Below are 15,119 nucleotides of genomic sequence, written 5' to 3' on the forward strand. Positions count from 1 at the left end.
CGCATTCGGCGCTGCGCTCGTTATGAGTGCCGCGCCACCTGTGACTGCTGCTTGCGCAGCCTTTCCGGATACCCGGTGCAGCTACGCAAGACTGCGTCCAGCGGACATTCCGCGGTGAGTCTTGCACGCAAGGCTCACGACGGGCCGTACCGCCGTGGTTTCTTATTGTGTCTTAACGCTTCTTGCGGTTGGCAATGTGGATGGCGCCGCCATTCACCGCCAAAGCAGCTTCGTGCAAGGCTTCAGACAGGGTCGGATGGGAGAAAACCATCATGCCCAGGTCTTCAGCGCTGGTGCCGAATTCCATCGCGATCGCGCCTTGCTGAACCAGTTCTGCAGCGCTTGGGCCAATCACATGGACGCCCAATACACGGTCAGTCTTGGCATCGGCGATGACCTTGACGAAACCGCCGGTATCGTTGGCGGCCATTGCGCGGCCGGAGGCTGCGAACGGGAAGGTGCCGACGTTAACTTCAACGCCTTCAGCTTTCAAGGTCTGCTCGGTTTTACCGACCCACGCGATTTCCGGGTGAGTATAAATAACCGAAGGGATCAGGTCATAGTTCATCTGAGCCTTGTGGCCCTTGATGCGCTCGACAACCATGATGCCCTCTTCCGAGGCCTTGTGTGCCAGCATCATGCCGCGAACCACGTCGCCGATGGCGTAAACGCCCGGTACGGTGGTGGCGCAGTGATCGTCAACGTGCACGAAACCGCGCTCGTCCAGGGTCACGCCACTGTCGGCAGCCAGCAGATCAGTGGTCACCGGACGGCGACCAACGGCTACGATCAGCTTGTCGAAAGTGATGGTCTGTTCGCCGTTGGCATCGGTGTAGTTCACGACGACTTCAGCGCCGTTCACTTTGGAGCCGGTCACGCGAGCGCCCAGCTTGATGTCCAGGCCCTGTTTGGTCAGGGTTTTCAGCGCTTCCTTGGAAACAGCGGTGTCCGCTGCCATCAGGAAGGTGTCCAGGGCTTCCAGGACGGTCACTTCTGCACCCAGACGCGACCATACCGAACCCAGTTCCAGGCCGATCACGCCGGCACCGATCACGCCCAGGCGCTTCGGTACGGTCTGGAATTCCAGAGCGCCAGTCGAGTCGACGATAACGTTCTGGTCAACCGGGGCCGGTGGAATGTCGATTGGGCGCGAACCTGGAGCCAGGATCACGTTTTCGGCTTCGATGACTTCAACCGAACCGTCAGGCTTGGTGACTTCGACTTTCTTGCCGGCCAGCAGTTTGCCGTGGCCCTGGATCGAAGTAACGCCATTGGCCTTGAACAGGGTGGCAACACCGCCGGTCAGGTTCTTGACGATGCCAGCCTTGCGGCCAACCATCGCAGCGACGTCCATCTTGACTTCGCCGGTCGAGATACCGTGGACGTTGAAGCTTTCTTTCGCTTCCTTGTATTTCCAGGAGCTGTCCAGCAGTGCCTTGGAAGGAATGCAGCCTACGTTCAGGCAGGTGCCGCCCAGGGCTTGCTTGCCTTCAGCATCGGTGTACTTCTCGATGCAGGCAGTGCTCAGACCGAGCTGTGCAGCCTTGATGGCTGCCACGTAGCCGCCAGGGCCAGCACCGATCACTACTACGTCAAATTTCTGCGACATTCAAAAAATCCTCTTTAGCGAAAAGCTTCAGGCCGCAAGCTGCAAGCCGGGCTGCCGTTGCTTGCAGCCCGAAACTTGCAGCTCACAGCTGCTTCAATCAGATATCCAGCAACAGACGAGCCGGATCTTCCAGCAGGTTCTTGATGGTCACCAGGAAGGTTACAGCTTCTTTGCCATCGATCAGACGGTGATCGTAGGACAGTGCCAGGTACATCATCGGACGGATCACGACCTGACCGTTGATGGCCATCGGACGCTGGATGATGTTGTGCATGCCCAGAATCGCTGCCTGCGGCGGGTTGACGATCGGGGTCGACATCATCGAGCCGAAGGTACCACCGTTGGTGATGGTGAACGTACCGCCGGTCATTTCGTCCATCGACAGTTTGCCGTCACGGGCTTTCTTGCCGAAGGTCGCGATGCCGTTTTCGATTTCAGCCAGGCTCATGTGCTCGGCGTTACGCAGAACCGGAACCACCAGGCCACGGTCGCTGGAAACTGCCACACCCACGTCAGCGTAGCCGTGGTAAACGATGTCGTTGCCGTCGATCGAAGCGTTGACCGCCGGGAAGCGTTTCAGCGCTTCGGTAGCCGCTTTCACGAAGAACGACATGAAGCCCAGGCGTACGCCGTTGTGGGACTTCTCGAACAGGTCCTTGTACTTCGAACGCAGCGCCATGACTTCGGTCATGTCGACTTCGTTGAAAGTGGTCAGCATCGCCATGTTCGACTGAGCTTCTACCAGACGCTTGGCGACGGTCGCGCGAACGCGGGTCATCGGCACGCGCTTCTCGACGCGATCGCCAGCGGCGAACACAGGAGCGGCGGCGGCCGGAGCAGCAGCCTTGGCAGGTGCGGCAGCCGGAGCAGCTTTCTTGGCAGCAACAGCAGCAACCACGTCTTCCTTGGTTACGCGACCGCCCTTGCCGGTGCCGGCAACGGAAGCGATGTTGATGCCGTTCTCTTCAGCCAGCTTGCGCGCGGCAGGAGCAGCGATCGGGTCGTCTTCGCCGTCAGCGGCAGCCGGAGCGGCGGCAGCGGCCGGAGCAGCAGCGGCTGCCGGGGCAGCGGCAGCAGCGCCGCCTTCAACGATGGAGCCCAGGACTTCGTCGGACAGAACGGTGTCGCCTTCGCCCTTGACGATTGCGCCCAGCACGCCGTCAGCGGTCGCCAGAACTTCCAGCACGACCTTGTCGGTTTCGATGTCGACGATCAGTTCGTCACGCTTGACGGCGTCGCCCGGTTGTTTGTGCCAGGTGGCAACGGTGCCATCGGCAACCGATTCCGGGAAAGTGGGGGCTTTGATCTCGATAGCCATTATCTGTGGTTCCTTAAATTCGGTTTCAGGTGCGCGAAGGCGTTAAACGGTAAACGCGTCTTGCAGCAGTTTTTCCTGCTGCTCGGCGTGCATCGATGCGTAACCGCATGCAGGTGCAGCAGAAGCCTCGCGGCCCGCGTATTCGAGTACGAGAGACTTGTTGAGGTTGCTGATGCTGCGACGCAGGTGGTGCTGGCTGCAGTACCACGCACCCTGGTTCATCGGCTCTTCCTGGCACCAGACGGCATGTTTGACGTTGGTGTAAGGAGCCAGGACTTCTTTCAAGTCGTCCTCAGGGAATGGGTACAGCTGCTCGATACGCACGATGGCGATATCTTCACGGCCTTCGGCACGGCGTTTTTCCAGCAGGTCGTAGTAGACCTTGCCGCTACACAGAACAACGCGCTCGACCTTTTTCGGGTCCAGGGCATCGATTTCCGGGATCACGGTCTGGAACGAACCATCGGCCAGGTCTTCCAGCGTCGAGATGGCCAGCTTGTGGCGCAGCAACGACTTCGGAGTCAGGACCACCAGCGGCTTGCGCAGCGGGCGAATCACCTGACGACGCAGCAAGTGGTAGATCTGCGCCGGCGTGGTCGGCATGCACACCTGAATGTTGTGCTCGGCACACAGTTGCAGGTAACGCTCAAGACGCGCCGAGGAGTGCTCAGGACCCTGACCTTCGTAGCCATGCGGCAGCAGCATGGTCAGACCGCAGAGACGGCCCCACTTGTGCTCGCCGCTGGTGATGAACTGGTCGATCACGACCTGTGCACCGTTGGCGAAGTCACCGAACTGGGCTTCCCAGATCACCAGCGCGTTTGGCGTGGTGGTCGAGTAACCGTATTCGAATGCCAGTACGGCTTCTTCCGACAGGAACGAGTCGTACAGGTCGAAACGCGGCTGACCGTCGTACAGGTTCTTCAGTGGAATGTAGGTGCCGGCGTCTTTCTGGTTGTGCAGAACAGCGTGACGGTGCGAGAACGTACCGCGGCCGATGTCCTGACCGGTCATGCGAATCGGGTGACCTTCGAACGCCAGGGTCGCGTACGCCATGGTTTCGGCGTAACCCCAGTTGATCGGCAGGCCGCCGGCTTGCATCTTCTGACGGTCTTCGTAGATCTTCGCGACCTGACGCTGAACCACGAAGCCTTCCGGAATTTCCAGCAGCTTGGCGGACAGCTCCTGCAGGGTCTTCAAGTCGAAACGGGTGTCGTGACGCGCAGTCCAGGCGTGGCCCAGATACGGACGCCAGTCCACGAACAACTCTTTGTTCGGCTCTTTGACCAGGCTCTTCACTACGTGCAGACCGTTGTCCAGCGCGTTGCGGTACTCGTCGACCTTGGCCTGAACACGCTCAGCGTCCAGCACACCGCCCTGGATCAGACGATCGGCATACAGCTCACGGGTGGTGCGCTGTTTGGTGATCTGCTGATACATCAGAGGCTGGGTGCCGCTCGGTTCGTCCGCTTCGTTGTGGCCGCGACGACGGTAGCAGACCAGGTCAATCACCACGTCACGCTTGAACTGCATGCGGTAGTCGATGGCCAGCTGGGTCACGAACAACACGGCTTCCGGATCATCACCATTCACATGGAGGATCGGCGCCTGGATCATTTTCGCGACGTCGGTGGCGTACTCGGTAGAACGCGAGTCCAGCGGGTTGCTGATGGTGAAACCGACCTGGTTGTTGATCACGATGTGCACGGTGCCGCCGGTCTTGAAACCGCGGGTCTGCGACATCTGGAAGGTTTCCATCACCACGCCCTGACCTGCGAATGCAGCGTCACCGTGGATGGAGATCGGCAGGACTTTCTCGCCGGTCGGGTCGTTACGACGATCCTGACGGGCGCGAACCGAACCCTCGACCACCGGGGAAACGATTTCCAGGTGGGACGGGTTGAACGCCATGGCGAGGTGAACTTCACCGCCGGTGGTCATGACGTTGGACGAGAAACCCTGGTGGTACTTAACGTCACCGGAGCCCAGCTCGACCTTCTTCTTGCCTTCGAACTCGTCGAACAGCTCGCGCGGGTTCTTGCCGAAGGTGTTGACCAGCACGTTCAGACGGCCACGGTGGGCCATGCCGATGACGACTTCCTTGGTGCCGTAGGAACCGGAACGCTGGATCAGCTCGTCGAGCATCGGAATCAGGCTTTCGCCGCCTTCCAGGCCGAAACGCTTGGTGCCTGGGTATTTGGTGCCCAGGTATTTTTCCAGCCCTTCACCGGCGGTCACGCGCTCGAGCACGTGAGTCTTGATGTCGGCGGAGTACGTCGGACGACCGCGCACGCTTTCCAGACGCTGCTGGAACCACTGGCGCTGCTCGGAATCGGTGATGTGCGTAAATTCAGCGCCGATGGTGCGGCAATATGTCTGCTGCAACGCTTCGTGAATTTCGCGTAGGCTCGCTTCCTCTTTGCCGATGAACAGGTCGCCGGCACGGAAGGTCGTATCAAGATCGGCATTGGTCAAGCCGTAATGATTGATCGACAGGTCTGCAGGTGCAGGACGCTGCCACAGCCCCAGCGGGTCAAGCTGGGCTGCCTGGTGGCCACGCATACGGTAGGCCTGGATCAATCGCAGCACTTCAACTTGCTTCTTCTCGTGCTCAGTGCTCACGCTTGCGGCGGAAACCGGCTGGGCGCGGCGCTGGTTCTTTGCCAGCAGCACGAAATGATCGCGAATTGTGGAGTGCGAAACATCGGTGGCAGAGTTGCCTTCGGTTGGCAACTTCTGAAAGTAGGTGCGCCACTCTTCTGGCACAGCGTTAGGGTCGTGCAGGTAGAGCTCATAAAGCTCTTCCACATAGGCAGCATTTCCACCGGAAAGGTAGGCGCTGTCCCACATGCGCTGCATCACGCTCTCTTGCATGCTTGGTCACCCTCGGTTAGGGGAACACCACCGGTGTCGACACCGAGCAAGCTTGCAGAAGTCCGAATGCAGCGACCAAAACAAGCCACTTAGGATCACACTGATAGTCCGGGTACCAGCCCGGATGCCCCTGCTTGTCTCATTTCTTCAAAATAAGAGCCGCAGCTTATGACTGCTGCTCTGGTTATAGCCATGGCGCGGGTTGAAGCCCGCGCCGTGACCTTTAGCGGTCCTACGGGTACAGCAGCTGAATCACACGCCGCTCGAGAGCAGCATGTTACGGATGTGACCGATGGCCTTAGTCGGGTTCAGGCCTTTCGGACATACGTTGACGCAGTTCATGATGCCCCGGCAGCGGAATACGCTGAACGGGTCATCGAGCGAAGCCAGACGCTCGGACGTCTTGGTGTCGCGGCTGTCTGCCAGGAAGCGGTACGCTTGCAGCAGTGCGGCCGGGCCCAGGAACTTGTCCGGGTTCCACCAGAAGGACGGGCACGAGGTCGAGCAGCAGGCGCACAGGATGCACTCGTACAGACCATCGAGCTTTTCACGCTCTTCAGGGGACTGCAGACGCTCGATGGCCGGAGCCGGCGTGTCGTTCTGCAGGAATGGCTTAACCTTCTCGTATTGCTTGTAGAAGATGCTCATATCGACGACCAGGTCACGGATAACCGGCAAACCTGGCAGCGGACGAACAACCAACTTGTTGCCTTTCACGACAGCGGACAGCGGCGTGATGCACGCCAGGCCGTTCTTGCCGTTGATGTTCATGCCGTCGGAGCCGCAGACGCCTTCACGGCAGGAGCGACGATAGGAGAAACCTTCGTCCTGCTCTTTGATCAGGGCCAGCACGTCCAGCACCATCAGATCCTTGCCACCGGTGTCAACCTGGAAAACCTGGGTTTTCGGCGCGGAGTCGGTGTCAGGGTTGTAACGATAAACTTCAACTTGCAACATGGCGGTCACCCTTAATAAGTCCGGACTTTAGGTTCGAAAGTCGGAACAGTCTTCGGCGAGAAGTTCACGGCACGCTTGGTGACGCGCTTGTCACCCGGGAAGTACAGGGTGTGGCACAGCCAGTTTTCGTCGTCACGATCTTCGAAGTCTTCACGGGCGTGAGCACCGCGGGACTCTTTACGCACTTCGGCAGCGATGGCGGTAGCTTCAGCCACTTCCAGCAGGTTTTGCAGCTCGAGAGCTTCGATACGTGCAGTGTTGAATGCCTGCGACTTATCGTTGATCTTCACGTTGGCGATGCGCTTGCGCAGATCGGCCAGCTGAGCGATACCTTTCTGCATGTATTCGCCGGTACGGAATACACCGAAATAGTTCTGCATGCAGCTTTGCAGCTCGCGACGCAGGGTGGCGACGTCTTCGCCATCGGTACGCTCGTTGAGGGCGGACAGACGGGCCAGAGCGGCATTGATGTTGGCTTCGGTGGCGTCGTCGTATTCGATACCGTCGGTCAGCGCCTTTTCCAGGTGCAGGCCGGCGGCACGGCCGAATACCACCAGGTCGAGCAGCGAGTTGCCGCCCAGACGGTTGGCACCGTGAACCGATACGCAAGCCACTTCGCCTACCGCGAACAGGCCCGGGATGATGGTGTCGACGCCTTCAGCGTTCTGGGTGATCGCCTGGCCGTGAATGTTGGTGGCAACGCCGCCCATCATATAGTGGCAAGTCGGAACGACCGGAACCGGAGCGACAACAGGGTCAACGTGAGCAAACGTCTTCGACAGTTCGCAGATGCCTGGCAGACGACTGTGCAGCACTTCCTCGCCCAAGTGGTCGAGTTTGAGCATTACGTGGTCGCCATTCGGACCGCAACCGTTGCCGGCGATGATTTCCTTAACCATCGAGCGGGCAACCACGTCACGACCAGCGAGGTCTTTGGCGTTCGGAGCATAACGCTCCATGAAGCGCTCGCCGTGCTTGTTGATCAGGTAACCACCTTCACCACGGCAACCTTCGGTCACCAGAACACCGGCGCCGGCGATGCCGGTCGGGTGGAACTGCCACATTTCGATGTCTTGTACCGGTACGCCTGCACGCAGAGCCATGCCGACGCCGTCACCGGTGTTGATCAGGGCGTTGGTGGTCGAAGCGTAGATACGGCCTGCACCGCCGGTCGCCAGTACGGTGGCTTTCGCGCGGATGTAGGTGGTTTCGCCAGTTTCGATGCAAATGGCAATAACACCGACGAAGTCGCCTGCGTCGTTCTTCACCAGATCGACAGCGTAGTACTCGTTCAGGAACGTGGTACCGGCTTTCAGGTTGCCCTGATAAAGGGTGTGCAGCAGCGCGTGACCGGTACGGTCGGAAGCGGCGCAGGTACGGGCAGCCTGCCCGCCTTTACCGTAATCCTTCGACTGACCGCCGAACGGACGCTGGTAGATACGGCCTTGTTCGGTACGCGAGAATGGCAGCCCCATGTGGTCCAGCTCGAAAACGGCAGCCGGGCCTTCCTGACACATATATTCGATAGCGTCCTGGTCACCGATGTAGTCGGAACCCTTGACGGTATCGTACATGTGCCAGCGCCAGTCATCGTTCGGGTCGGCGGACGCGATCGCGCAGGTGATGCCGCCCTGGGCGGATACAGTGTGCGAACGGGTCGGGAAAACCTTGGTGATCACGGCAGTCTTGTGACCGCCCTGTGCCAGTTGCAGCGCAGCGCGCATGCCGGCACCGCCACCACCAATAATGATGGCGTCGAAAGAAATCGTTGGAATGTTAGCCATGACTCAGATACCCCAGAGAATCTGCACACCCCAGACGAAGTAAGCGAACATCGCAACGCCGCATACTGCCTGGAAAAGGAAACGTACTGCAGTCGCCGATTTGCCCAGCGCCATTGGCGTCAGGTAGTCGGTCGCGATGGTCCACATGCCGACCCAGGCGTGAGCGCCCAGGGCAACGAGTGCCAGCAGACTGAAGATACGCATCGCATTGTGGGCGAACAGACCGTGCCATTGCTCATAGCCAATGCCGGGGTTCGCGGCGAGGTAGCCGATCAGAAAAATGAAATAAGCCGCGAGAACGACCGCAGACACACGCTGTGCCATCCAGTCATAGAGGCCCGAACGCGAAAGGTTCGTAACGCTGGTTACCATATCCAAACTCCTGCCAGAACGATCAGCACCACGGAAACGGCGATGATAATTTTCGAGCCCAGGCGGCCGCCTTCCAGCGTCTCACCGATGCCCATGTCCATGATCAAGTGGCGCACACCGGCAACCAGGTGATACAGAAGAGCGGACAGGAGGCCCCATGCTACGAACTTGGCCAGCGGACTGGTCAAGCATGCCTTCACCTCGACATAACCTTCCTCGGAACCCAGGGATTTGCCCAATGCATAAAGCATGATGCCAAGGCCCAGGAAGAGGATGATGCCGGAAACACGGTGAAGAAACGACGTAACGCCGGTGATGGGGAGTTTGATGGTCCTTAGGTCTAGGTTTACAGGTCGTTGGCTTTTCACGGCTTTTTTTTCACACTGAAGAGCCCCTAACAATCAGGGCAAAGTTGTTGGGGAGTGCACTGGTCAGGTAACCACCACCCAGGGATGCGACCCCCAATGAAAGCAAGCCCAAAAGCCCTTGGCGGTCGGTCGCCGAGTATAGACAGTTAGGCTACTAATGACAACGCAATCGCCTACCCCCAATAGCTGATTGCACAAGTCGTATAAAAGGCGTAAATGGCAGGCAATTTCGAGGAAAAAGTCCGGTTAAAGCCTTCTGGAGCAAGACTTTAGGCAAATTGACATTCGAATTTATCTCACTATAGTGGTGCGGGCCCTGCGTGGGGGGTCTGTCTGATGATTTCAAGCATAAATAGGAGGCCACATGGCTGACAAAAAAGCGCAGTTGATCATCGAGGGCGCAGCCCCCGTCGAGCTGCCCATTTTAACCGGCACCGTTGGTCCCGATGTTATCGATGTTCGGGGCCTGACGGCCACGGGCCGCTTCACTTTCGACCCCGGTTTCATGTCGACCGCTTCCTGCGAATCGAAGATCACCTATATCGACGGCGATAACGGCATCCTGCTGCACCGCGGTTACCCGATCGAACAGCTGGCTGAAAAGTCGGACTACCTGGAAACCTGCTATCTGCTGCTCAACGGCGAGCTGCCGACCGCAGAGCAGAAGGCCCAGTTCGTCAGCACCGTGAAAAACCACACCATGGTTCACGAGCAGCTGAAAACCTTCTTCAACGGCTTCCGTCGCGACGCCCACCCGATGGCCGTCATGTGCGGCGTAGTCGGCGCTCTCTCGGCCTTCTACCACGACTCCCTGGACATCAATAACCCGCAGCATCGCGAAATCTCCGCGATCCGTCTGGTTGCCAAGATGCCTACCCTGGCGGCGATGGTTTACAAGTACTCCATGGGGCAACCCATGATGTACCCGCGCAACGACCTGACGTACGCGGAAAACTTCCTGCACATGATGTTCAACACCCCGTGCGAGATCAAACCGATCAGCCCGGTGCTCGCCAAGGCCATGGACCGGATCTTCATCCTCCATGCCGACCACGAGCAGAACGCTTCGACCTCCACCGTGCGTCTGGCGGGCTCCTCGGGCGCCAACCCGTTCGCCTGTATCGCCGCCGGCATCGCTGCACTGTGGGGCCCTGCCCACGGCGGTGCGAACGAAGCCGTACTGACCATGCTCGATGAAATCGGCGATGTTTCGAACATCGACAAGTTCATCGCCAAGGCCAAGGACAAGAACGATCCGTTCAAGCTGATGGGCTTCGGTCACCGCGTCTACAAGAACCGCGACCCACGCGCGACGGTCATGAAGCAGACCTGCGACGAAGTGCTGAAGGAACTGGGCATCAACAACGATCCGCAACTCGAACTGGCCATGCGCCTGGAAGAGATCGCCCTGACCGACCCGTACTTCATCGAACGCTCGCTGTACCCGAACGTCGACTTCTACTCGGGGATCATCCTCAAGGCGATCGGCATTCCAACCAGCATGTTCACCGTGATCTTCGCCCTGGCGCGTACTGTCGGCTGGATCTCCCACTGGAAAGAAATGCTCTCCAGCCCGTACAAGATCGGCCGTCCGCGCCAGCTGTACACCGGCTACGAGTCGCGTGACATCACCAAGCTGGAAGACCGCAAATAAGACCTGTCTTGCGATAACGTCTTGAGCTGTATCGAAAACGGCCTCCATGTGAATGGGGGCCGTTTTTGTTTGGTTTCAGCGGCCTTTGGGCCGACTGTTTTTTGGTTGACTGGGGGCATATCCGTTGCTGCGGGTGCTGCCGCTGGCGGTTTCGCTCTTACAGCGAGTCACTTTTGACAAACGCCTCAAAAGTAACCAAAAAGTCTTGGCCCCGGCGTACGGCACTTCGCTTAGGCTCAGTGTTCCCTCGCTACGGTGCCCATCAGGGGGCATCGCCTCCGGCTTGCTTCGCTGCACCTCCTCTCGATGTATGCGGCTTCGCCGCACGGCGCTGCGCGCCTACCCCCTGATGAACACCTCCGCTCGGCCTGCCGAAGGGGCAAAAATCAAAAGCCAGAGCCAGAGCCAGAGCAAAAGCAAAAGCAAAAGCAAAAGCAAAAGCCAGATCAAGAGCCACCCACCACACACCACGATGAGCGTTAGCTCGAGCAAAGCTTTTGATCTCAAGGCCCGTCGGCAGGCTGAGTGGAGGGATTGATCCGGGGGTGGGAGCGCAGCGACCGTTTGGCAAAGCCAAACACATCGAGAGGAGGTGCAGCGAAGCAAACCGGAGGCGATGCCCCCGGATCGATCCCGGAGCGAAGGAACCCGAGCCACAGCGAGGGCCGAACGTCAGGGTAAAGCCTTTTGGGTTACCTTTTCGGCGTTTGGAAAAGGTGACTCGCCACAGTCAGGGCGAAACCCTAAGAAGCCGTTACCGCAGCAACGGATATGTACCCAATCAAAAAAACCACACCAAGCCGTCCGATAACCGCCCACAAAAGAAATGCCCCGATCTCACGACCGGGGCATTTCACTTGAAGCTCACAACTTGAAGCTTGCAGCTCTGCTTTTAATGCGAAACCGCCCCGCTAGCCCCCAACCCAGTCTGCGAACGCACAAACTGCGGATGGAACAACTCACGCTCTTTATCCGCCGCTGCGGACTTGTCGGTAACCGAGAAGAACCAGATACCGATGAAGGCAATGATCATCGAGAACAGCGCAGGGTACTCGTATGGGAAGATCGCCTTCTCGTGGTGCAGGATCTGCACCCAGATGGTCGGGCCGAGGATCATCAGCCCCACCGCACTCACCAGCCCCAGCCAACCGCCGATCATCGCGCCACGGGTGGTCAGCTTCTTCCAGTACATCGAAAGCAGCAGCACCGGGAAATTGCAGCTCGCCGCGATGGAGAACGCCAGGCCGACCATGAACGCAATGTTCTGGCTTTCGAACAGGATGCCCAGGCCGATAGCCAGCACACCGAGTGCGACGGTGGTGATCTTCGAAACGCGGATTTCATCTTTTTCGTTGGCCTTGCCCTTCTTGACCACGCTGGCGTAAAGGTCGTGAGACACCGCCGAAGCACCGGCCAGGGTCAGCCCCGCCACCACCGCAAGAATGGTCGCGAACGCTACCGCCGAGATGAAGCCGAGGAAAATGCTGCCACCCACCGCGTTGGCCAGGTGGACCGCCGCCATGTTGTTGCCGCCGAGCAGAGCGCCCGCCGCATCCTTGAACGCCGGGTTGGTGCTGACCAGCAGGATCGCGCCGAAACCGATGATGAAGGTCAGGATGTAGAAGTAACCAATGAAACCAGTGGCGTACAGCACGCTCTTACGCGCTTCCTTGGCATCGCTCACCGTGAAGAAGCGCATCAGGATGTGCGGCAGGCCGGCCGTACCGAACATCAGCGCCAGACCCAGGGAGAACGCCGAAATCGGATCTTTCACCAGGCCGCCCGGGCTCATGATCGCCTCACCTTTGGGGTGAACCTTGATCGCCTCGGAGAACAGCGTGTTGAAGTCGAAGTTGACGTGCTTCATCACCATCAGCGCCATGAACGACGCGCCGGAGAGCAGCAAGACAGCCTTGATGATCTGCACCCAGGTGGTCGCCAGCATGCCGCCGAACAGCACGTAGAGGCACATCAGGATACCGACCAGAATCACCGCGACGTGATAGTCGAGGCCGAACAGCAGCTGGATCAGCTTGCCGGCACCGACCATTTGCGCGATCAGGTAGAACGCCACCACCACCAGCGAACCGCAGGCCGACAGGGTGCGGATCTGGGTTTGCCCGAGACGATAGGACGCCACGTCGGCAAAGGTGTATTTACCCAGGTTGCGCAGACGCTCGGCGATCAGGAACAGAATGATCGGCCAGCCCACCAGGAAGCCGATCGAGTAGATCAGGCCGTCGTAGCCGGAGGTGAACACCAGCGCGGAAATCCCCAGGAAGGACGCCGCCGACATGTAGTCACCGGCAATCGCCAGACCGTTCTGGAAACCGGTGATCTTGCCGCCCGCCGCATAGTAGTCGGCCGCCGACTTGTTGCGCTTGGAGGCCCAGTAGGTGATGCACAGGGTCGCGCCGACGAACACCACGAACATGACGATCGCGGAAACGTTGAGCGGTTGTTTATGGACTTCGCCGGTCAGGGCGTCAGCGGCCCAGACGGCTGGAGCGAACGCTGCGATGCTCAAAAGAGCCAGTAGACGCCGGATCATTGCTGAGCCTCCTTGAGAATCGCATTGTTCAGGTCGTCGAACTCGCCATTGGCGCGACGCACGTAGATGCCGGTCAGAACGAAGGCCGAAACGATCAGGCCGACACCGAGCGGAATGCCCCAGGTGATGGATGATTCAGGACTGAGTTTCGCCCCGAGCACTTGCGGCCCGTAAGCGATCAGAAGGATGAAGGCGGAGTAAAGCCCGAGCATGATCGCCGAGAGTATCCAGGCGAATCGTTCTCTTTTCTTGACCAGCTCCTTGAAGCGCGGGCTGTTCTGAATAGAGAGGTAAATGCTGTCGTTCATTGTTTTTATCCTCGCAGCACAGATTATTGTTGGAACGATATCCACTGTATGCGGCTGCGAGCGCGGTTCCAGACGACCTTAGTAGTAGAACGCCATGACACAAATGCCATTTTCCAGCACACCCGAAAAGCAATGTGGGAGCGGGCTTGCTCGCGAAGGCGTCGTATCAGTCCACCCATCAGTCGACTGACAGACCGCCATCGCGGGCAGGCCCGCTCCCACAGTTTTAACGCCTGGTGGCTGTTATTTGGTCCAGTCGGCTACGCGATCAGGGTGCTTGGCAACCCAATCCTTGGCCGCCGCTTCAGGCTTGGCGCCGTCCTGGATCGCCAGCATGACCTGGCCGATTTCATCCTTCGATGCCCACTGGAAGTTCTTCAGGAACTTGGCGACTTCCGGAGCCTTGGTATCCAGCTCTTTGCTGCCGATGCTGTTCACGGTTTCAGCCGCGCCATACACGCCTTTCGGGTCTTCGAGGAAGCGCAGTTTCCACTTGGCGAACATCCAGTGCGGCACCCAGCCGGTCACGGCGATCGACTCGTTCTTTTTCTCGGCGCGGGTAAGCTCGGCGATCATGCCGGCGCCGGAGCTGGCCTTGAGGTTGTAGCCGGTCAGGTCGTAATCCTTGATTGCCTGGTCGGTCTTGAGCATCACGCCCGAGCCGGCGTCGATGCCGACAATGCGCTTCTTGAAGCTGTCATCGGTTTTCAGGTCTTCGATGGACTTGGCTTTGACATACTCCGGCACGATCAGGCCGATTTTCGCATCCTTGAAGTTCGGACCGTAGTCGACGACCTGATCCTTGTTCTTCGCCCAATACTCACCGTGAGTGACTGGCAGCCAGGCCGAAAGCATGGCGTCGAGTTTGCCGGTAGCCACGCCTTGCCACATGATCCCGGTGGCGACGGCTTGCAGTTTCACGTCGTAGCCGAGCTTCTGCTTGATCACTTCAGCCGCTACGTGGGTGGTCGCGACGCTGTCGGACCAGCCGTCAACGTAACCGATGTTCAGGGTCTTGGTTTCAGCACTGGCCAGCGTGGAGCCCATCGCAAGTACCAGTGCGGCACCTGCGCCTAAAAGTCGTCGCATCTTCATCGTTACTTCCCCGAAATGCTGCGCCCGACGGATGCCGGACGGCGTCAACGTATTGTTATGGTGCTCGGCGCCCCCATCACGCCCGACCGCAAACTCGTGCGAACATCAGCGGAGTACTGACGGCTTCGATCATCAACCTGACGCCGTCGACGACCTGCTCTGCCAGCGACCTCAAGGCAACGAGAAACGACATCAGAAAGCCATTAATGTGGCGCCGGGAAATCCCATC

11 protein-coding genes are annotated in these 15,119 nt (G+C 59.0%); 1 reads left to right on the forward strand and 10 read right to left on the reverse strand.

All coding sequences use genetic code 11. The features are described from left to right. Window positions 1-172 precede the first annotated feature (172 nt). From lpdA to sdhC, 7 genes are all read right to left on the reverse strand, one after another. Entirely contained in the window at window positions 173-1,609 is a 1,437-nt protein-coding gene (gene lpdA / locus KVQ74_RS15960; protein WP_217832134.1) for a dihydrolipoyl dehydrogenase, read from the reverse strand. 97 nt (window positions 1,610-1,706) lie between these two features. Further along, window positions 1,707-2,927 carry a 2-oxoglutarate dehydrogenase complex dihydrolipoyllysine-residue succinyltransferase gene (gene odhB, locus KVQ74_RS15965; RefSeq protein ID WP_217832135.1) on the reverse strand — a complete coding sequence of 407 codons (1,221 nt, stop codon included), beginning with the start codon at window positions 2,925-2,927 and terminating at the stop codon, window positions 1,707-1,709. A 42-nt stretch (window positions 2,928-2,969) separates the two neighbouring features. Then, a complete protein-coding gene (locus KVQ74_RS15970; protein WP_217832137.1) occupies window positions 2,970-5,801 on the reverse strand; it encodes a 2-oxoglutarate dehydrogenase E1 component in 2,832 nt (943 codons plus the stop codon). 252 nt (window positions 5,802-6,053) lie between these two features. Further along, the gene (locus tag KVQ74_RS15975) at window positions 6,054-6,758 is read right to left on the reverse strand and encodes a succinate dehydrogenase iron-sulfur subunit (protein ID WP_217832139.1); all 705 of its coding nucleotides are present in this window, start codon (window positions 6,756-6,758) and stop codon (window positions 6,054-6,056) included. 11 nt (window positions 6,759-6,769) lie between these two features. After that, on the reverse strand, window positions 6,770-8,542 hold the full coding sequence (gene sdhA / locus KVQ74_RS15980; protein WP_217832141.1) for a succinate dehydrogenase flavoprotein subunit: 1,773 nt from the start codon (window positions 8,540-8,542) through the stop codon (window positions 6,770-6,772). 3 nt (window positions 8,543-8,545) lie between these two features. After that, complete coding sequence (gene sdhD / locus KVQ74_RS15985) at window positions 8,546-8,914, reverse strand: succinate dehydrogenase, hydrophobic membrane anchor protein (RefSeq protein WP_055137329.1); 369 nt, start codon at window positions 8,912-8,914, stop codon at window positions 8,546-8,548. Beyond that, the gene (sdhC, locus tag KVQ74_RS15990; protein ID WP_055137330.1) at window positions 8,908-9,282 is read right to left on the reverse strand and encodes a succinate dehydrogenase, cytochrome b556 subunit; all 375 of its coding nucleotides are present in this window, start codon (window positions 9,280-9,282) and stop codon (window positions 8,908-8,910) included. The genes sdhD and sdhC overlap by 7 nt, the downstream gene beginning before the upstream one ends. Before the next feature lie 364 nt (window positions 9,283-9,646). Between sdhC and gltA the strand changes: the two genes are divergently transcribed. Continuing rightward, window positions 9,647-10,936, forward strand: coding sequence for a citrate synthase (gene gltA / locus KVQ74_RS15995; protein ID WP_003222994.1), 1,290 nt, complete (start codon window positions 9,647-9,649; stop codon window positions 10,934-10,936). 892 nt (window positions 10,937-11,828) lie between these two features. Here the strand turns inward: gltA and KVQ74_RS16000 are convergent. The 3 genes from KVQ74_RS16000 to KVQ74_RS16010 all read right to left on the reverse strand — a co-directional run bounded on the left by KVQ74_RS16000 (window position 11,829) and on the right by KVQ74_RS16010 (window position 14,890). Continuing rightward, window positions 11,829-13,487, reverse strand: coding sequence for a cation acetate symporter (locus KVQ74_RS16000; protein WP_217832142.1), 1,659 nt, complete (start codon window positions 13,485-13,487; stop codon window positions 11,829-11,831). Then, on the reverse strand, window positions 13,484-13,795 hold the full coding sequence (locus tag KVQ74_RS16005) for a DUF485 domain-containing protein (protein ID WP_217832144.1): 312 nt from the start codon (window positions 13,793-13,795) through the stop codon (window positions 13,484-13,486). Before KVQ74_RS16005 ends, KVQ74_RS16000 begins: the two co-directional genes overlap by 4 nt. 243 nt (window positions 13,796-14,038) lie before the next feature. Beyond that, entirely contained in the window at window positions 14,039-14,890 is an 852-nt protein-coding gene (locus tag KVQ74_RS16010) for a glycine betaine ABC transporter substrate-binding protein (protein ID WP_217832146.1), read from the reverse strand. Between the last annotated feature and the right edge of the window lie 229 nt (window positions 14,891-15,119).

The sequence above is a fragment of the Pseudomonas botevensis genome, assembly GCF_019145475.1.
Lineage (GTDB): Bacteria > Pseudomonadota > Gammaproteobacteria > Pseudomonadales > Pseudomonadaceae > Aquipseudomonas > Aquipseudomonas botevensis.

Coding starts and splice junctions, on each gene's coding strand:
- KVQ74_RS15975 (WP_217832139.1), bottom strand. CDS start 6,758: ATGTTGCAAGTTGAAGTTTATCGTTACAACCCTGACACCGACTCCGCG.
- sdhA (WP_217832141.1), bottom strand. CDS start 8,542: ATGGCTAACATTCCAACGATTTCTTTCGACGCCATCATTATTGGTGGT.
- KVQ74_RS16005 (WP_217832144.1), bottom strand. CDS start 13,795: ATGAACGACAGCATTTACCTCTCTATTCAGAACAGCCCGCGCTTCAAG.
- lpdA (WP_217832134.1), bottom strand. CDS start 1,609: ATGTCGCAGAAATTTGACGTAGTAGTGATCGGTGCTGGCCCTGGCGGC.
- KVQ74_RS16010 (WP_217832146.1), bottom strand. CDS start 14,890: ATGAAGATGCGACGACTTTTAGGCGCAGGTGCCGCACTGGTACTTGCG.
- KVQ74_RS16000 (WP_217832142.1), bottom strand. CDS start 13,487: ATGATCCGGCGTCTACTGGCTCTTTTGAGCATCGCAGCGTTCGCTCCA.
- gltA (WP_003222994.1), top strand. CDS start 9,647: ATGGCTGACAAAAAAGCGCAGTTGATCATCGAGGGCGCAGCCCCCGTC.
- KVQ74_RS15970 (WP_217832137.1), bottom strand. CDS start 5,801: ATGCAAGAGAGCGTGATGCAGCGCATGTGGGACAGCGCCTACCTTTCC.
- sdhD (WP_055137329.1), bottom strand. CDS start 8,914: ATGGTAACCAGCGTTACGAACCTTTCGCGTTCGGGCCTCTATGACTGG.
- odhB (WP_217832135.1), bottom strand. CDS start 2,927: ATGGCTATCGAGATCAAAGCCCCCACTTTCCCGGAATCGGTTGCCGAT.